At 72.0% G+C, this 17894-nt stretch carries 13 protein-coding genes; 11 read left to right on the forward strand and 2 right to left on the reverse strand.

What is annotated here, in order from left to right:
• The first annotated feature begins 64 nt into the window (after positions 1-64).
• Positions 65-1108 carry an alcohol dehydrogenase catalytic domain-containing protein gene (locus tag ABZ642_RS33400; RefSeq protein ID WP_360490802.1) on the forward strand — a complete coding sequence of 348 codons (1044 nt, stop codon included), beginning with the start codon at positions 65-67 and terminating at the stop codon, positions 1106-1108.
• A gap of 19 nt (positions 1109-1127) precedes the next feature.
• Here the strand turns inward: ABZ642_RS33400 and ABZ642_RS33405 are convergent, their stop codons facing one another.
• Positions 1128-1328 carry a MerR family transcriptional regulator gene (locus ABZ642_RS33405; protein WP_360490805.1) on the reverse strand — a complete coding sequence of 67 codons (201 nt, stop codon included), beginning with the start codon at positions 1326-1328 and terminating at the stop codon, positions 1128-1130.
• Between the two features lie 388 nt (positions 1329-1716).
• Here ABZ642_RS33405 and iolC point away from each other — a divergent pair, with 388 nt between their 5' ends.
• The 10 genes from iolC (at position 1717) to ABZ642_RS33455 (ending at position 17124) form a co-directional block, all read left to right on the forward strand.
• Positions 1717-2667, forward strand: coding sequence for a 5-dehydro-2-deoxygluconokinase (gene iolC, locus ABZ642_RS33410; protein WP_360490808.1), 951 nt, complete (start codon positions 1717-1719; stop codon positions 2665-2667).
• A 59-nt stretch (positions 2668-2726) separates the two neighbouring features.
• Complete coding sequence (locus ABZ642_RS33415) at positions 2727-3602, forward strand: deoxyribose-phosphate aldolase (protein ID WP_360490851.1); 876 nt, start codon at positions 2727-2729, stop codon at positions 3600-3602.
• A 7-nt stretch (positions 3603-3609) separates the two neighbouring features.
• Entirely contained in the window at positions 3610-4425 is an 816-nt protein-coding gene (gene iolB, locus ABZ642_RS33420) for a 5-deoxy-glucuronate isomerase (protein WP_360490811.1), read from the forward strand.
• Positions 4422-6299: a 3D-(3,5/4)-trihydroxycyclohexane-1,2-dione acylhydrolase (decyclizing) gene (iolD, locus tag ABZ642_RS33425; RefSeq protein ID WP_360490815.1), complete on the forward strand. Its 1878-nt coding sequence runs from the start codon at positions 4422-4424 to the stop codon at positions 6297-6299. Before iolB ends, iolD begins: the two co-directional genes overlap by 4 nt.
• 14 nt (positions 6300-6313) lie before the next feature.
• Positions 6314-7816, forward strand: coding sequence for a CoA-acylating methylmalonate-semialdehyde dehydrogenase (gene mmsA / locus ABZ642_RS33430; RefSeq protein WP_360490818.1), 1503 nt, complete (start codon positions 6314-6316; stop codon positions 7814-7816).
• 331 nt (positions 7817-8147) lie between these two features.
• Positions 8148-9545 (forward strand): APC family permease, encoded by a 1398-nt coding sequence (locus ABZ642_RS33435; RefSeq protein ID WP_360490821.1) that lies wholly within the window; start codon positions 8148-8150, stop codon positions 9543-9545.
• A 352-nt stretch (positions 9546-9897) separates the two neighbouring features.
• On the forward strand, positions 9898-12546 hold the full coding sequence (locus tag ABZ642_RS33440) for a CocE/NonD family hydrolase (RefSeq protein WP_360490824.1): 2649 nt from the start codon (positions 9898-9900) through the stop codon (positions 12544-12546).
• A complete protein-coding gene (locus ABZ642_RS33445) occupies positions 12543-13397 on the forward strand; it encodes an ABC transporter permease (RefSeq protein ID WP_360490827.1) in 855 nt (284 codons plus the stop codon). Before ABZ642_RS33440 ends, ABZ642_RS33445 begins: the two co-directional genes overlap by 4 nt.
• Before the next feature lie 165 nt (positions 13398-13562).
• Positions 13563-15071 (forward strand): von Willebrand factor type A domain-containing protein, encoded by a 1509-nt coding sequence (locus ABZ642_RS33450; RefSeq protein ID WP_360490830.1) that lies wholly within the window; start codon positions 13563-13565, stop codon positions 15069-15071.
• Positions 15072-15213: 142 nt separating this feature from the next.
• The gene (locus tag ABZ642_RS33455; RefSeq protein WP_360490833.1) at positions 15214-17124 is read left to right on the forward strand and encodes an AMP-dependent synthetase/ligase; all 1911 of its coding nucleotides are present in this window, start codon (positions 15214-15216) and stop codon (positions 17122-17124) included.
• A gap of 94 nt (positions 17125-17218) precedes the next feature.
• Here ABZ642_RS33455 and ABZ642_RS33460 read toward each other — a convergent pair whose 3' ends face one another.
• Positions 17219-17629, reverse strand: coding sequence for a rodlin (locus tag ABZ642_RS33460; protein ID WP_360490836.1), 411 nt, complete (start codon positions 17627-17629; stop codon positions 17219-17221).
• Positions 17630-17894: the final 265 nt, after the last annotated feature.

Consider the following 17894-nt stretch of genomic DNA (forward strand, 5'->3'; position numbering starts at 1 on the left):
GCGCTGCACGACGGCCCCCGGGCCGCTTAGCCTTCGCGGAGCCCCCCGGAAGGAGCACGCGCCCATGCGAGCAGTCGTCTTCGACCACTACGGCAGCCCCGCCGAGGTGCGGGAGGTGCCGGACCCCCGCCCGGCCCCGCACGGAGTGGTGGTCCGGGTCGAGGCCACCGGCCTGTGCCGGAGCGACTGGCACGGCTGGGCGGGCCACGACCCGGACATCACGCTTCCGCACGTGCCCGGCCATGAACTCGCCGGTGTGGTCGAGGAGGTCGGCGCCGCGGTGACCGGCCGGCGCCCCGGCGACCGGGTCACCGTCCCCTTCGTCTGCGCCTGCGGCGGCTGCCCGTCCTGCGCGGCCGGCGACCAGCAGGTCTGCGAACGCCAGACCCAGCCCGGCTTCACGCACTGGGGTTCCTTCGCCCAGTACGTGGCCCTGGACCACGCCGACGTGAACCTGGTGGCGATCCCCGAGGGCATGGCGTACACGACGGCCGCCTCCCTGGGCTGCCGCTTCGCGACGGCGTTCCGCGCGGTGGTGCAGCGGGGCAGGGTCGCGGCGGGGGAGTGGGTGTCGGTGTACGGCTGCGGAGGCGTGGGCCTGTCGGCGGTGATGATCGCGGCGGCGGCCGGAGCGCGGGTGGTCGCGGTCGACGTGTCGGCCCAAGCCCTGGACCTGGCAAGGAGGTTCGGCGCGGCGCACTGTGTGGACGCGGGGGCCGACGACGACCCGGCGGCGACGGTCCGCGAGCTGACCGCCGGCGGCAGCCACCTCTCCCTGGACGCCCTCGGCTCACCGCCCACCGCCGCCGCCTCGGTCAACTCCCTGCGCCGCCGCGGCCGTCACGTCCAGGTGGGCCTGCTGCCGTCCCCGGACGGCACCACCCCCGTACCCCTGGCCCGCGCGCTCGCCCTGGAACTGGAACTCCTCGGCAGCCACGGCATGGCGGCGCACGCCTACCCCGCCATGCTCGAACTGGTCCGCGCGGGCACCCTCCGCCCCGACCTCCTGGTGACCTCGACGATCACCCTGGACGCGGCGCCACGGGCCCTTGCGGCGATGGGCGGCGCCCCGGGGGCCGGGGTGACGGTCATCGAGCCGTGGGCCTGAGCGCCCCGCCGGCCGCGGTTCAGGCGTCTCTGCGGTTTCTGTTGCCCGGCCGGGAGGCGACCCAGGCGCGGACCGTGTCGGCGTACCAGTAGGGCTTGCCGCTCTCGACGTGGTCGGGTGGCGGGAGCAGCCCGTGTTTGCGGTAGGAGCGGACGGTGTCGGGCTGCACCCGGATGTGTGCCGCGATCTCCTTGTAGGACCAGAGCGGTCGGTCGGTCATGAGATGCACCTCCCTGCGCGCGCCGCGGGGGCGACCGGAGGCGGTCGTCGGGGGAGCCGGACGCTGCGCTGGCGATCACAAAGCCTGTGCCCCGTCAACGACGGAGCGTGACTGTGAGCAAGCGGCTGTGGACCTGGTGTGACCGAGAACCCGCGTAGGCGTGACATGTGTGACACAAGAGGGGTGTTTGTGACACGCCTGGGGCATAGCTGCGCGCGGGTGTGTCAGCGGGGCGCGTTGACATGTGTGGGGCGGTGTGAGCGGGCCGCACCCGCCGTCCCGGGGCCGGCCTGTCGCCATCCTCTCGTCCGAATGTCCGGACAAACCATTGACACGACCTCCTGTCCAGGACTACAAACCGGGGGAGAGCCGTGACGAAGGGAAACCGATGGCGTACGACCTGATCACCATGGGGCGGATCGGGGTGGATCTCTATCCGCTCCAGACCGGTGTCCCGCTCGCCCAGGTGTCGTCCTTCGGCAAGTTCCTCGGCGGGTCGGCGACGAACGTGGCCGTGGCCGCCGCCCGCCTGGGCCGGAACACCGCCGTCATCAGCCGCACCGGTCAGGACGCCTTCGGCAGCTACCTGCACGAGGCGCTGCGCGACTTCGGGGTGGACGACCGCTGGGTCACCGCCGTGCCCGGACTGAACACCCCGGTCACCTTCTGCGAGGTCTTCCCGCCGGACGACTTCCCGCTGTACTTCTACCGGCAGCCCAAGGCCCCGGACCTGGAGATCGACGCCCACGACCTGGACCTCGGCGCCGTCCGCGAGGCCCGGATCTTCTGGGTCACCGGCACCGGCCTGAGCGAGGAGCCCAGCCGTACGGCGACCCTCGCGGCCCTCGCCCACCGCGCCAAGGCCGGGACCACCGTCTTCGACCTCGACTGGCGGCCGATGTTCTGGAGCGACCCGGAGTCGGCCCGCCCCTTCTACACCGAGGCCCTCAAGCACACCACCGTCGCCGTCGGCAACCTCGACGAGGTCGAGGTGGCGACCGGCGTGCGGGAGCCGCAGGCCGCCGCGCAGGCCCTGCTCGACGCCGGTGTCGAGATCGCCGTCGTCAAGCAGGGGCCCAAGGGCGTCCTCGCCGTCAACCGCGACGGCGACTCCGCCGAGGTGCCGCCGCTGCCCGTGAACGTCCTCAACGGACTCGGTGCCGGTGACGCCTTCGGCGGTTCCCTCTGCCACGGCCTCCTCGAAGGCTGGGACCTGGAGAAGATCATGCGGCACGCCAACGCGGCCGGCGCCATCGTGGCCTCCCGCCTGGAGTGCTCGTCCGCCATGCCGACCGGCGACGAGATCGCGGCCGCGCTCGCCGCCGGAGCGGTGCTGTGAGGGCCGGCCGCGTCGCGGGCGCGCACCACGACGCCGCGGCCCCCGCCAAGCAGCCGGGCGTGGACATCGCGGCCCTCGTCCACACCCGCACCCACCACCCCGAGGCCATCGCCGAGGCGGCCGCGCGGCGAAGCCGCCGTCCGCTCCTCGACGAGGACGGCAGGCTGATGATCGTCGCCGCCGACCACCCGGCCCGCGGCGCCCTCGGCGTGGGCGGCGACAAGCTCGCCATGGCCAACCGGGCGGAACTGCTGGAGCGGCTCTGCCTGGCGCTGTCCCGGCCCGGCGTCGACGGCGTCCTCGCCACCGCCGACATCCTCGACGACCTGCTGCTGCTCGGCGTCCTCGACGGCAAGGTCGTCATGGGCTCGATGAACCGCGGCGGACTGCAGGGCGCCCGCTTCGAGCTCGACGACCGGTTCACCGGCCACCGCGCCGAGGACATACAGCGCCTCGGGTTCGACGCCGGCAAGCTGCTGCTGCGGATCGACTACGACGACCCGGGCTCGCTGACCACCCTGGAGTCCACCGCCCGCGCCATCGACGACATGGCCGCACGCCGACTGCCGGTCTTCGTCGAGCCGTTCATCAGCAGCCGCACCCCCGAGGGCAAGGTCAGGAACGACCTGTCCGCCGAGGCGGTCACCCGGTCCATCGCCATCGCCTCCGGCCTCGGCGGGAGTTCGGCCTACACCTGGCTCAAGGTGCCGGTCACCGACAACCCCGACGACATGGCCCAGGTCATGGAGACGTCCACGCTGCCCGCCGTGCTCCTGGGCGGCGAAGTGGGCGACGATCAGGACGGCGCCTACGAGAAGTGGCGCAGCGCCCTCCAACTCCCCACCGTGCGCGGCCTGGTGGTCGGCCGCTCGCTGCTGTACCCGGCGGACGGCGACGTGGCCGCCGCCGTGGACACCGCCGTAGGACTGCTGTGAGGCCCTGATGACGACGAACGAGCTGCACCTGAGCAAGGGTTCGACCGCGAACGCACAGTACGTGCTCGACGTCGACCCGAAGCGGGCCGGCTGGGCGCACAGCAGTCTGCGGATCGTCGAACTGGCGCCTGGCGGCAGCCACTTGTTCACCACGGGGGACAGCGAGTGGATCGTGCTTCCGCTGGCAGGCGGTTGTACGGTGCGAACGGAGGGAACAGAGTTCCAGATCCTGGGCCGGGAGAGCGTGTTCGCCGGAGTCTCCGACTTCGTCTACGTGCCCCGGGACGCCCAGGTCCAGATCGCCTCCGGCGCGGGAGGCCGCTTCGCCCTGGCAGGAGCGAAGTGCGAGCGACGACTCCCCGCCCGCTACGGCCCCGCGCCGGAGGTCCCCGTCGAAGACCGCGGCAGCGGCACCAGCGCCCGCCAGGTGCGCAACTTCGCCTCCGCGGACGCCTTCGACTGCGACAAGCTCATCGCCGTCGAGGTCATCACCCCGGGCGGCAACTGGTCCTCGTACCCGTCGCACAAGCACGACGAGCACCGGCCCGGCGAGGAGTCGGAGCTGGAGGAGATCTACTACTTCGAGATCGACGGCCCGAACGGTTTCGGCTATCAGCGCGTATTCCCCTCCCGTGAGGGCGGTACGGACGTCCTCGCCGAGGTCCGCTCCGGCGACGCCGTGCTCGTTCCCGACGGATGGCACGGCCCGTCGATCGCGCAGCCCGGGCACGACATGTACTACCTGAACGTCATGGCGGGGCCGGGTGAGACGCGGGAGTGGCGGATCTGCTTCCACCCGGATCACACCGAGGGGTATCGATGACGATACGGCTCACCGTCGCGCAAGCGCTTGTCCGCTTCCTCGCCGCCCAGTACACCGAACGGGACGGCGAGCGCCGCCGCCTGATCGGCGCCACCTGGGGCATCTTCGGCCACGGCAACGTGGCCGGCCTCGGCCAGGCACTCCTGGAGCACGCGGACGAGATGCCGTACCACCAGGGCCGCAACGAACAGGCCATGGTGCACGCGGCCGTCGGCTACGCGCGTCAGTCGAACCGTCTCGCCACGCACGCCGTCAGCACCTCCGTCGGCCCCGGCGCCACCAACCTGGTCACCGGCGCCGCCCTCGCGACGATCAACCACCTTCCGGTCCTGCTCCTGCCCGGCGACGTCTTCGCGACCCGCCCCGCCGACCCGGTCCTCCAGCAACTCGAGGTCCCGTACGCCGCCGACGTGTCGGTCAACGACACCCTGCGCCCGGTGTCGCGGTTCTTCGACCGGATCACCCGCCCCGAGCAGCTGATCCCCTCCGCCCTCGCCGCCATGCGCGTGCTCACCGACCCCGTCGAGACCGGCGCCGTGACCCTCGCGCTCCCGCAGGACGTCCAGGCCGAGGCGTACGACTGGCCGGAGGAGTTCTTCGCCAAGCGGGTGTGGACGGTACGACGGCCGGCCGCCGACCCGGTCGAACTGGCCGCCGCCGTAAGGGCGATCAGGAACGCCCGGCGTCCCCTGGTCATCGCGGGCGGCGGGGTCCACCACAGCCGCGCCGAGGCCGTCCTCGCCGAGTTCGCCGCGGCCACCCGCATCCCGGTAGCGTCCACGCAGGCCGGCAAGGGCTCGCTGCGCTGGGACCACCCGCAGGACGTCGGCGGCGTCGGCCACACCGGCACCGCCACCGCCGACGAACTCGCCCGCACCGCCGACCTGGTGATCGGCGTCGGCACCCGCTACACCGACTTCACCACGGCCTCCGGCACCCTCTTCGAGAACCCGGACGTCCGCTTCCTCAACCTCAACATCGCGCCCCACGACGGCCACAAGCTCGCCGGGCTGCCCCTGATCGCCGACGCCCGCGGCGGCCTCGCCGGACTGACCGAGGCACTGGCCCTGCACGACCACCGCGTGGCCGACTCCTACGTCACCGAGTACACCGAGGACAAGGAGCGCTGGGAACAGCGCGTCGACGCCTGCTACGAGGCCGAGGAGCCGGACGTCCGGCCGACCCAGCCACAGGTCCTCGGCGCCCTGGACGCGCTCGTCGACGAGACGGACATCCTGGTCAACGCGGCCGGCTCGCTCCCCGGCGACCTGCACCGGATGTGGCGGACCCGGTCGCGGGACCAGTACCACCTGGAGTACGGCTACTCGTGCATGGGCTACGAGATCCCGGCCGCCATCGGAGTGAAACTCGCGGCGCCCGACCGGAACGTCTGGGCGCTGGTCGGTGACGGCACGTATCTGATGATGCCGACCGAGATAGTCACCGCCGTACAGGAGGGGACAGCCATCAAGGTGCTGCTGGTGCAGAACCACGGCTACGCCTCCATCGGCGGACTCTCCGAGTCGGTGGGTGGCGAGCGGTACGGCACCGCCTACCGCTTCCCCTCCGCGGACGGCACCCTCACCGGTGCCCCGCTCCCCGTCGACCTGGCCGCCAACGCGGCCAGCCTCGGCATGCGCGTCCTGCGCGCCAAGACCGTCGATGACCTGCGCTCGGCGCTCGCCGAGGCGCGGGCCGCCGACACTCCCACATGTGTCTACGTGGAGACCGAAACGGCCGACACTGTGTCGGGCCCGCCTCCCGCGCAGGCCTGGTGGGATGTACCTGTGGCCGAGACCGCGACCCGAGCGTCCGCGGTCAAGGCACGTGAGCTGTACGAACGGCACGTCTCGACCCGACGCCGCCATCTGTGAAGGAGTAACCGGTCATGACGAAGATCGTCAACCACTGGATCGGCGGCAAGACCGTCGAAGGCGCGTCGGGCACGTACGGGCCGGTCACCGACCCGGCGACCGGCGCCGTCACCACCAAGGTCGCGTTCGCCTCGGTCGACGAGGTCGACGCGGCGGTCCAGGCCGCCAAGGAGGCCTACGCGACCTGGGGCCAGTCCTCGCTGGCCAAGCGCACGGAGATCCTGTTCCGCTTCCGCGCCCTGCTGGACGCCAACCGGGACGCCATCGCCGAGCTGATCACCGCCGAGCACGGCAAGGTGCACTCGGACGCGCTCGGCGAGGTCGCCCGCGGCCTGGAGATCGTGGACCTGGCCTGCGGCATCAACGTGCAGCTGAAGGGCGAGCTGTCGACGCAGGTCGCCAGCCGCGTGGACGTCTCCTCGATCCGCCAGCCGCTGGGCGTGGTCGCGGGCATCACGCCGTTCAACTTCCCGGCGATGGTCCCGATGTGGATGTTCCCGATCGCCATCGCGACCGGCAACACCTTCGTCCTCAAGCCGTCCGAGAAGGACCCCTCCGCCTCGATCAAGATCGCCGAGCTGCTGGCCGAGGCCGGCCTGCCGGACGGTGTCTTCAACGTCGTGCACGGCGACAAGGTGGCCGTGGACCGTCTCCTGGAGCACCCGGACGTCAAGGCCGTCTCCTTCGTCGGCTCGACCCCGATCGCCCGCCACATCCACACCACCGCCTCCGCGAACCACAAGCGGGTACAGGCCCTGGGCGGCGCCAAGAACCACATGCTGGTCCTCCCGGACGCCGACCTGGACGCGGCGGCCGACGCGGCCGTCTCCGCGGCCTACGGCTCGGCGGGCGAGCGCTGCATGGCCATCTCGGCCGTCGTCGCGGTCGGCTCCATCGGTGACGAGCTGGTGGCGAAGATCCGCGAGCGCGCCGAGAAGATCAAGATCGGCCCCGGCAACGACCCGGCCTCCGAGATGGGTCCGCTGATCACGGCGGTCCACCGCGACAAGGTGGCCTCCTACGTCGAGGGCGCGGCCGCCGAGGGCTGCGAGGTCGTCCTGGACGGCACCGGCTACACGGTGGACGGCTTCGAGGACGGCCACTGGATCGGCATCTCGCTGCTCGACAAGGTGCCCACCTCCGCGAAGGCCTACCAGGACGAGATCTTCGGCCCGGTGCTGTGCGTGCTGCGCGTGGACACCTACGAGGACGGCGTGGCCCTCATCAACGCCTCGCCGTTCGGCAACGGCACCGCGATCTTCACCCGGGACGGCGGCGCCGCCCGCCGCTTCCAGCTGGAGATCGAGGCCGGCATGGTCGGCGTGAACGTCCCGATCCCGGTCCCCGTCGGCTACCACAGCTTCGGCGGCTGGAAGGACTCGCTCTTCGGCGACCACCACATCTACGGCAACGACGGCACGCACTTCTACACCCGCGGCAAGGTCGTCACGACCCGCTGGCCGGACCCGTCCGAGGCCCCGGCCGGTGTCGACCTGGGCTTCCCGCGCAACCACTGAGAGTGACCGACTGATCCAGTCGAGGCCGTCCGGATACCGGACGGCCTCGACTTTTTTTGTCGGCGGTGCTGCGGTTCCCGTGTGGACGGGATGAAACGGATGACTTAAGCGATCTCGATAGGTGACCTTCGAAACCAAGGTCATGCGATCGGAAGGCTTGATGATTGCCTTCTTCGCGTGTTCAACCCTGCGAATGCGATGTGACCCTCGCCGCTTTACGAGTGCGGAATCCGAAGGTAAACAGCCATTGACGCAGCGGTTTTCGTCGGGGTTCCATGCAGCACAGCCCAACCGCCGGAGGCATCCGCAACGACGCGATCGGAACCGCCGCATGACCGACACGCTCCGCCCCGTCGAGACCGCCCTCCCCGAGGTGTCCGACAGCCCCAAGACGCTCAAGCGCTCCATCGGCGTGGTCGGCGGCACCCTCCTGACCCTCTCCTGCGTGACCCCCGCCTCGACGCTCTTCGTGGTCGTGCCCGACCTGTTCGGGTCCCTCGGCACCGCCACCGCCCTGACGATCGCCATCGGCTCCCTCCTCTGTATCGCCGTGGCGTTCTGCTACTCGGAGCTGGGCACGCTCATCCCCAGCGCGGGCGGCGAGTACGCGATGGTCTCCACGATGGCGGGTCGCCTGGCCGGCTGGCTGGTCTTCGTCCTCTCCCTCCTCGTCGTGATGATCGTGCCCCCGGTGATCGCGATGGGCACGGCCGACTACCTGGCCCCGATCGTCCACCTGGACCCGGCCATGACCGGCGCCGGCGTGATGCTGCTCGCGACCCTCGCCGGCCTCCTGGACCTGCGCGCGAACGCCTGGATCACCGGCATCTTCCTGGTCCTGGAGGTCATCGCGGCGGGCGTGGTGGCCGTACTGGGCTTCTCCCACAGCCACCGCGGAGCCGGCAGCCTCACCTCCATGCAGGTGGCGGACACGGGCGGCCACACCACCACCGTCACCGCGATGCTGGTGGTCTCCGGGCTGGCCATCGCTCTCTTCGTCACCCAGGGCTTCTCCACGGCGGTCTACCTCTCCGAGGAACTGGAGAACCCGCGCCGCAACGTCGCCCGTACGGTCCTGGCGACCCTCGCGATCTCCACGGTGATCATCCTGGTCCCGGTGGCGGCGATCACCATGGGCGCGTCCGACCTCAAGGAACTGACGGGCGGCGACATCAGCTCCATGGTCACCGCCTGGTCCAACTCCGCGGTCGGCACCTTCGTCAGCCTCTGCGTGGCCCTCGCCATCATCAACGCGGGCATCGTCATGGTCATCCAGAACTCCCGCGTCCTGTTCGCCTCGGCCCGCGACAAGGCCTGGCCCGGCCCGGTCAACACGGCCCTGTCCCGGCTCGGCCGCTTCGGCTCCCCCTGGGTGGCCACCCTCGCCGTCGGCGTCCCCGGCGCCCTGCTCTGCTTCGTCAACCTGGACACCCTGTACGGCGTGACGGGCGTGTCGGTGACCGGCATGTACCTCCTGGTCGCCGTCGCCGCGCTGCTGGCCCGCCGGGGCGCGCACCAGCACACCCCGGCCTGGCGCATGCCCCTGTGGCCGGCGATGCCGATCGTGCTCATCGCCGTCCTCGCCTACATCCTCACCCAGCAGGAAACCGTCTACCTCCTGTGGACCGGCGGCATCACGGCAGCGGCAACCCTCTACTGGGCCTTCTACCTCCGCCCCCGCAAGGAGACCCACTGGGTGGTCTCGATCCCGGAGGACGTGGCGTCCTGACGGCCACGGGGCGGTTCGGCAGCGCCGGAGTCCGCCGTCGTGGCTGATCGCCGCCGCGGCGGAAGGGGCAAGCAGCGGTGTGTTGCGAACGCCGGGGAGGGGCACCTGCCCAGGGGCGCGGGGAACCGCGCGCCCAGCCCCCACCGGCCCGCGGGGGACCACGTGGCGGAGCACCGTCGCGGCGGGACAGTGAAGGGCGGCGGGATTCCGAGGGGCGCCCGCGGCGTCCTCGGGGCAGCCCGCCGTACCGCGCTCGAAGTACACGGTGACCCACCCCTACTCCTCGGGGATGGCCCGCTGTTCAGCCCACCGTCGGCATCGGATGTCAGTACGGGCCCGTACCGTTGAGGGCATGGATCTTCGACCCCCCGGCCTACGAGCCCTGCTTCGGCGGCCGCGACGGCTTCTGTCCGCCGCGGCCGCCGTCGTCGTGCTCGTCGGCGCCGGCACGTGGACGGCCGTCGCGTCCGACGACCCGACCCAGGTGCACCGGTCCGACAAGGTCATGGCCGTCGACGGGGTCCGGCTGGACACCTCGTTCTTCACCACCCCCGGTACCGGCCGACGCCCCGCGGTCCTCCTCGCCCACGGCTTCGGCGGCTCCAAGGCCGACATGCGCCAGGAGGCCGAGGACCTCGCCCGCCAGGGCTACGCGGTCCTCACCTGGTCCGCCCGCGGCTTCGGCAGGTCGACCGGCAGCATCGGCCTGAACGACCCGCAGGGCGAGGTCGCCGACGTCTCCCGGCTCATCGACTGGCTGGCGAAGCAGCCCCAGGTCCGGCTCGACAAGCCCGGCGACCCCCGCGTCGGCATGGCCGGCGGCTCCTACGGCGGCGCGATCTCCCTCCTGGCCGCCGGCTACGACCCGCGCGTGGACGCGATCGCCCCCTCGATCACCTACTGGAATCTCGCGGACGCCCTGTTCCCGAACGGCGTCTTCAAGAAGCTGTGGGCCGGGATCTTCTTCAACACCGGCGGCGGCTGCGCCAGGTTCGAGCCGGCGCTGTGCGCGATGTACGACCGGGTCGCCGAGTCGGGCAAGCCGGACGCGGCCGCGGTCAAGCTCCTGGAGGAGCGCTCGCCGTCGGCCGTCGGCGCCCGCATCAAGGTGCCGACCCTGCTCTTCCAGGGCCAGACCGACTCCCTCTTCACGCTCGCCCAGTCCGACGCCGCGGCGAAGGCGATCCGGGCCAACGGCGCCCCCGTCGACGTCGACTGGATCGCCGGCGGCCACGACGGCGGCGACCTGGAGACCAGCCGCGTCGAGGGCCGGATCACCTCCTGGTTCGACCGCTACCTGAAGGACGACAAGGCCACCGGCACCGGCCCGGCCTTCCGGATCACCCGCACCGGGGGCGTCGACTCCACCGACGGCGCCGCCCAGCTGCGGGGCGCGACCTCGGACAGCTACCCCGGCCTGGAGAGCGACCGGAAGTCCATCGCCCTGACGGGCGGCACACAGCGCATCCAGAACCCGGCGGGCGCCACCCCGCCCGCCGTCTCCGCGCTGCCCGGCCTCGGCGCCGGCGGCGGCCTCGCCCAGCTCTCCTCCCTCGGCGTCGGCGTCTCCCTGGACTTCCCGGGCCAGTACGCCCGCTTCGACTCGGCGCCCGTCGCCGACAACGTGCAGATCACCGGCTCACCCACGGCCACCGTCCACATCACCTCGACGAGCGACGACGCCGTGCTCTTCGGCAAGGTGTACGACGTCGGCCCGGGCGGCACCCAGCAGGTGCTGCCCGCCCAGCTGGTCGCCCCGTTCCGCGTCGAGGGAGCCAGGTCCGGCAAGGACGTCACGATCACCCTCCCGGCGATCGACCACGAGGTGCAGAAGGGCCACCGGCTGCGCCTGGTCCTCGCCTCCACCGACCTCGGCTACGCCTCCCCGACCGCCCCGGCGACCTACACGGTCGCCCTCAAGGGCGCCCTCAGCGTGCCGACGGCACCCCGGGTGGACACGGCCGCCGCGGCGCTGCCCGCCTGGGTGTGGTGGCTGCCGTCGGCCGGAGCGCTCGCCGCCCTGGCCCTGCTGTTCACCGGCCGCCGCCGTACCGCCACCCCGGCACCCGACCCCGAGCTCGCCGAAGTCCCGCTGCAGATCACGGACCTGAGCAAGCGCTACGCGGGCTCCACGGACCGGTACGCGGTCCGCGAGCTGTCCTTCCGCGTCGAGAAGGGCCAGGTCCTCGGCCTGCTCGGCCCGAACGGCGCGGGCAAGACCACCACCCTGCGCATGCTGATGGGCCTGATCAAGCCGGACGACGGCGAGATCCGGGTCTTCGGCCACGCCGTCCGTCCCGGTGCCCCCGTCCTCTCCCGGGTCGGCGCCTTCGTGGAGGGCGCCGGTTTCCTGCCGCACCTCTCCGGCCGGGCCAACCTGGAGCTGTACTGGCAGGCCACCGGCCGCCCGGCGGCGGACTCCCACATCGAGGAGGCCCTGGAGATCGCGGGCCTCGGCGACGCCCTGGCCCGCGCGGTCCGCACCTACTCACAGGGCATGCGCCAGCGCCTCGCCATCGCCCAGGCCATGCTCGGCCTGCCGGACCTGCTGATCCTCGACGAACCGACCAACGGCCTGGACCCGCCGCAGATCCGCGAGATGCGCGAGGTGATGATCCGCTACGCGGCCGCCGGCCGTACGGTGATCGTCTCCAGCCATCTCCTCGCCGAGGTCGAGCAGTCCTGCACCCACCTCGTGGTGATGGACCGCGGCCGGCTGATCCAGGCCGGCCCGGTCGCGGAGATCGTCGGCTCCGGCGACACCCTGCTCGTCGGCACCGGCGTGCCCGTGGAGGAACCGGTGGTGGAGAAGGTCGCCGCGCTGTCCGGCGTCGCCTCGGTGACCCGCACGGACGACGGACTGCTGGTCCGCATGGAGCCCGGCGGCAGCGCATCGCGACTGGTCGCCGAACTCGTCCGGCTCGACGTGCCCGTGGCGTCGGTGGGCCCCCACCGCCGTCTCGAAGACGCCTTCCTCACCCTGATCGGAGGTTCCGCATGAGCACGCTCACCGAGGTCGCCTCCGGCTATCAGGCGGGCCGCACCCTGCCGCTGCGCGTCGAGCTGGTCCGCCAGCTCAAGCGCCGCCGCACCCTGGTGATGGGCGGGATCCTGGCCGCCCTGCCCTTCGTCCTGCTGATCGCGTTCGCGATCGGCGGCCAGCCGGGCGAGCGGAACGGCCAGGTCACCCTGCTGGACACGGCCACCGCGTCCGGCGCGAACTTCGCCGCCGTCAACCTGTTCGTGTCGGCGGGCTTCCTGCTGGTCATCCCGGTCGCCCTGTTCTGCGGGGACACGGTGGCCTCGGAGGCCAGCTGGTCCTCGCTGCGCTATCTGCTCGCCGCGCCCGTGCCCCGGGCCCGTCTGCTCTGGTCCAAGCTGGTCGTCGCCCTCGGCCTCAGCCTGGCCGCGATGGTCCTGCTGCCGCTGGTCGCCCTGGCCGTCGGCAGCGCCGCCTACGGCTGGGGACCGCTGCAGATCCCGACCGGCGGCGAACTCGGCACCGGCACCGCGGCCCAGCGCCTCGCGGTCGTGGTGGTGTACATCTTCCTGTCCCAACTGGTCACCGCGGGGCTGGCGTTCTGGCTCTCCACCAGGACGGACGCGCCCCTCGGCGCGGTCGGCGGCGCGGTCGGCCTGACCATCGCCGGCAACGTCCTGGACGCCGTCACCGCCCTCGGCCACTGGCGCGACTTCCTGCCCGCCCACTGGCAGTTCGCCTGGGCGGACGCCGTACAGCCGCATCCCGAGTGGTCCGGCATGATCCAGGGCACCGCGGTTTCCATAACGTACGCCCTGGTGCTGTTCGCCCTGGCCTTCCGGGGTTTCGCCCGCAAGGACGTGGTCTCCTAGGTCACCGGACGATCTCCCTCCGGCCTCGAAACCCCTGGTCCGTGCCCGGTTCGAGATCCATCCGCAACGCTTCGGGTCGCACGTTCCACCCCCCTGCGCCGTCAGAGTCGATACAAGGCCACAGAGCCAGGAAGCCGACTCCGACCGGCACAGGGGGCACACACGATGGACCGAGACCGGACCCGACGACAGATCTCCGGGGCACTGCTCGCCGTCACCACCGCGGGCGCCCTGCTGCTGACGGCCTGCAGCGCGGGCGACAGCGGCCACTCGTCCAGCGACGCGAGATACCGCAACGGCCTTCCGGCCCCGGCTCCCAGCCGGGGCCAGAACGAGGACTCCGCGACCGCCCCGTCCTCCGACTACCTCTCCACCTTCGCCCTGGACGTGGACACCGCGTCCTACGGCTACGCCCGCCGCACCCTCGCCGACGGCCGGCGCCCCGCCCCCTCGACCGTCCGCGCCGAGGAGTTCGTCAACAGCTTCCGCCAGGACTACCCCACCCCCGACCGCGACGGCTTCACGGTCACGGTGGACGGCGCCCGCACCACCGACCCGAACTGGTCCCTGGTCCGGGTGGGCCTCGCCACCCGGCCCGCCGACGCCACCGCCGAACGCCCGCCCGCGGCCCTCACCTTCGTCATCGACGTCTCCGGCTCCATGGACGAGCCGGGCCGGCTGGACCTCGCCAAGAAGTCCCTGGACACGATGACCGACCGGCTGCGCGACGACGACTCGGTCGCGATCGTCGCCTTCAGCGAACGCGCCGAGAAGGTCCTGCCGATGACCCGCCTCGCCGGTCACCGCGGCGAGATCCACGACGCCGTCGACAGCCTCGCCGCCCTCTACTCCACCAACCTCGGCGAGGGCGTGGAGACCGGCTACGCCACCGCCGTCGCGGGCCTGCGCAAGGACGCCACCAACCGTGTCGTCCTGATCTCCGACGGCCTCGCCAACGACGGCGAGACCGACCCCGACGCCATCCTGAAGCGCATCGACAGCGACCGCCGCGAGTACGGCATCACGCTGTTCGGCGTGGGCGTGGGCAGCGACTACGGCGACGCGCTCATGGAACGCCTCGCCGACAAGGGCGACGGCCACACGACGTACGTCTCCGACACCGCCACCGCGAACCGGGTCTTCAGCGAGCAACTCCCGCAGAACATCGACCTGGTGGCCCGCGACGCCAAGGCCCAGGTGGCCTTCGACCCGCACACGGTCGCCGACTTCCGCCTGATCGGCTACCAGGACCGCAAGGTCGCCGACAAGGACTTCCGCGACGACCGGGTGGACGGCGGCGAGGTGGGCCCCGGCCACACGGTGACGGCCCTCTACGCGGTCCGCACCAAGCCGGGCACGGACGGCCACCTGGCCACCGCCACGGTCCGCTGGCTCGACCCCGAGACCCGCGCCCCGCACGAGGACACGGGCGCGATGGAGACCGACGCCCTGCACCACTCGGTCTGGACGGCGTCCCCGCGCTTCCAAGTGACGGCGGTGGCGGCCTACTTCGCGGACGAGCTGGGAGGCGGTGACTACCGCATCCCCGGGAGGCCGGGCCTCGGCACCCTGCGTTCCCGAGCTACGGCACTGGCACGGACGACAGAGGACAAGAACGTGTCCGACCTGGCGACAGCCATCAGGGAGGCGGATCGTTCGGACTCCGCGAGCTGAAGCGCGCCGCGAAGGGGTGCGGGGCGGTATCAATATGCGGCTACCGCCGCGTGGGCGCGACCGGCCCCCGCACATCCGCACCCGAAACCCAACCCGTCCCGACCCATTGACGCGTCCTTACTTACGAGTAAGTTGACGCCCCATGGGCGTACGCAGCGACCTCAAGCGAGCACGTCGACGTACCGACCTCGCCGCCCGAGGCGAGGTCGAAGTCATCAAGGACGAGGCCGGTGTCGTACGGGAGGTGCGCCGACCGCCCCTGGCCGCCCCCCTCGCCACCGGCTCCCTCGCCGACCTCCCCCACACCAACGCGGCCGAGGATCCCGGCGCCACGGCGATCCGGCGCCGCGAGGAAACCGTCACGGCGGCCGCCTTCGCCGCCCAAGTGACCTCCGTGGCAAAGGGGTTGATCGGCGCCGGCCTCGCCGTGGGCGATCGCGTCGCCGTGATGTCCCGCACCCGCTACGAGTGGACGGTCCTCGACTTCGCCATCTGGTCGGCGGGCGGGGTGACCGTCCCGGTCTACCCCACCTCCTCCGCCGAGCAGGTGGAGTGGATCGTCCGGGACTCCGGCGCCCGCCATGTCGTCACCGAGACCCCGGAGAACACCGCCACCGTCGCCACCGGCACCGCCGGGCACCCTCGACTCCCGCGCGTCTGGGAACTCGACGCGGGCGCGGTCGCCGAACTCACCGCCCTCGGCGCGGGCCTCCCCGACGAGGACGTCACCAAGCGACGTGGCACCCTCACCCCCGAGTCGGCCGCCACGGTCTGCTACACCTCCGGCACCACCGGCCGCCCCAAGGGCTGTGTCCTCACCCACGCCAACCTGCACGCCGAGGCCGCCAACACGGTCGAGCTGCTGTACCCGGTCTTCCAGGCGGTCACCGGGCAGACCGCCTCGACCCTGCTGTTCCTCCCGCTCGCCCACATCCTGGGCCGTACGCTGCAGATCGCCTGCCTGATGGGCCGGATCGAGATGGGCCACTTCCCGAGCGTCAAGCCGGACGAACTCCGGCCCGCTCTCCGGGAGTTCCGGCCCACGTTCCTGGTCGGGGTGCCGTACCTCTTCGAGAAGATCTACGACACCGGGCGGGCGACGGCCGAGAAGATCGGCCGGGCCGCCTCCTTCGACCGGGCGGAACGGCTCGGCGTGCGCTTCGCCGAGGCCTACCTGAACAAGTTCCTCGGCACCGGAAAGGGCCCCGGCCCCGGCCTGTACGCCGCCTGGGCGCTGTACGACCTGCTGGTCTACCGCCGTATCCGCAAGGAACTCGGCGGCCGGATGCGGTACGCCATCAGCGGCGGCTCCCCGCTCGACCGGAACCTCAACCTGTTCTTCCACGCGGCCGGGATCGTCGTCTACGAGGGCTACGGCCTGACCGAGACCAGCGCGGCCGCCACCATCGTGCCGCCGCTGGCGCCCCGCCCCGGCACGGTCGGACAGCCGATCCCCGGGACGGCCGTCCGGATCGCCGACGACGGCGAGGTGCTGATCAAGGGGCCGGTGGTCTTCGGGTCGTACTGGAACAACCCGGCCGCGACCGCCGAAGTGCTCCCGGACGAAGGCTGGTTCGCGACCGGCGACCTGGGCGCGCTCGACGAGGACGGCTATCTCACCATCACCGGCCGCAAGAAGGACCTCCTGGTCACCTCCGGCGGCAAGAACGTCTCCCCGGCCGTCCTGGAGGACCGGCTGCGCAGCCGCGCGCCCGTCGGCCAGTGCCTGGTGGTCGGCGACAACCGGCCCTTCGTCGCCGCGCTGATCACCCTGGACCCCGAGGCCCTGGCCCACTGGCTGTCCGTACGGAAGCTGCCGCCGGACACCCCGCTCGCCGAGCTGGTGCGCGACGACCGGCTGCGGGCCGAGGTGCAGAAGGCGGTCGACCACGCCAACGCGGCCGTCTCCCGGGCCGAGTCGATCCGTGCCTTCGTGCTGGTCGAGGGCGACTTCACCGAGGACAACGGCCTGCTCACCCCGTCGCTCAAGGTGAAGCGGCACGCGGTGACCGCCCGCTACGCCGACGAGATCGAGGCGCTGTACCGAAAGTGAGCCGCGGGAAAGGAACAAAGAGTGAGCCGCAGGGCATGAAAAGACGGCGGGCCACCGGGAGAACCGGTGGCCCGCCGCCCGCGGAGCTTCTGGACTACTGGTTGCCGGTGCCGTTGGCGGACAGGGCCGAGATGTCGTCCAGGATGTGCGAGAGCGGCTCGTCGCCCTTGGCCTGGGTGGAGTTCTCGACGCACTGCTGGTTCTGCGGCGCGGAGAGGACCGGCACGTCCTGCAGGACGCCGACGGCGGCGGCGCCGACCAGGCCCTGGAGGTTCGCCTTGACCGGGAGACCGACGCACGGCTTGTTCAGCGACCCCTGGACCAGCGAGAGCTGCGGGCTCTGGTCGCCGAACGTGGCCGAGTTGCCGAACTCCGACTTGGCGGCGTTGCCACTGGCCGAGCTGGTGCCGCTGTCGTTGCCGGTGGCCAGGGCCTGAGGGGCGGCCGCGGCCGCGAAACCGGCGACGGTGGCGGCAACGGCCGCGGTTGCCCACAGCTTCTTCATGTTCGATCCCTTTCGAAAGGCGGACTCCGAGGAGGAGCTGCGTGATCATCAACGGCCTGAGCCCTGCCGGGGTTGCGTGCTTTGCCCCCATTGGCGTAGCGCAGTCCGATTAGGCGACGAGCGCCCCGCGGCGGGTGGGTGCACCGGAGGCGACGCAGGCCGGCGGGCCGCCCGGGAGTGGGGGGGCCGCCCCCCCGGAGGACCCCCACGTGGGCCGCGGACGGGGGGGGGGGACGGGGGTGGGGTGGCCGTGGGGGTCACGGGG

This window comes from Streptomyces sp. NPDC007157 (assembly GCF_040634235.1).
In the GTDB taxonomy this organism is placed as follows: domain Bacteria; phylum Actinomycetota; class Actinomycetes; order Streptomycetales; family Streptomycetaceae; genus Streptomyces.

What these genes read in the sequence shown, in the direction of transcription:
- ABZ642_RS33440 (WP_360490824.1), top strand. Translation starts at nt 9,898, where the DNA reads ATGGATCTTCGACCCCCCGGCCTACGAGCCCTGCTTCGGCGGCCGCGA.
- ABZ642_RS33435 (WP_360490821.1), top strand. Translation starts at nt 8,148, where the DNA reads ATGACCGACACGCTCCGCCCCGTCGAGACCGCCCTCCCCGAGGTGTCC.
- ABZ642_RS33455 (WP_360490833.1), top strand. Translation starts at nt 15,214, where the DNA reads ATGGGCGTACGCAGCGACCTCAAGCGAGCACGTCGACGTACCGACCTC.
- ABZ642_RS33405 (WP_360490805.1), bottom strand. Translation starts at nt 1,328, where the DNA reads ATGACCGACCGACCGCTCTGGTCCTACAAGGAGATCGCGGCACACATC.
- iolB (WP_360490811.1), top strand. Translation starts at nt 3,610, where the DNA reads ATGACGACGAACGAGCTGCACCTGAGCAAGGGTTCGACCGCGAACGCA.
- ABZ642_RS33450 (WP_360490830.1), top strand. Translation starts at nt 13,563, where the DNA reads ATGGACCGAGACCGGACCCGACGACAGATCTCCGGGGCACTGCTCGCC.
- iolC (WP_360490808.1), top strand. Translation starts at nt 1,717, where the DNA reads ATGGCGTACGACCTGATCACCATGGGGCGGATCGGGGTGGATCTCTAT.
- ABZ642_RS33460 (WP_360490836.1), bottom strand. Translation starts at nt 17,629, where the DNA reads ATGAAGAAGCTGTGGGCAACCGCGGCCGTTGCCGCCACCGTCGCCGGT.
- mmsA (WP_360490818.1), top strand. Translation starts at nt 6,314, where the DNA reads ATGACGAAGATCGTCAACCACTGGATCGGCGGCAAGACCGTCGAAGGC.
- ABZ642_RS33400 (WP_360490802.1), top strand. Translation starts at nt 65, where the DNA reads ATGCGAGCAGTCGTCTTCGACCACTACGGCAGCCCCGCCGAGGTGCGG.
- iolD (WP_360490815.1), top strand. Translation starts at nt 4,422, where the DNA reads ATGACGATACGGCTCACCGTCGCGCAAGCGCTTGTCCGCTTCCTCGCC.
- ABZ642_RS33445 (WP_360490827.1), top strand. Translation starts at nt 12,543, where the DNA reads ATGAGCACGCTCACCGAGGTCGCCTCCGGCTATCAGGCGGGCCGCACC.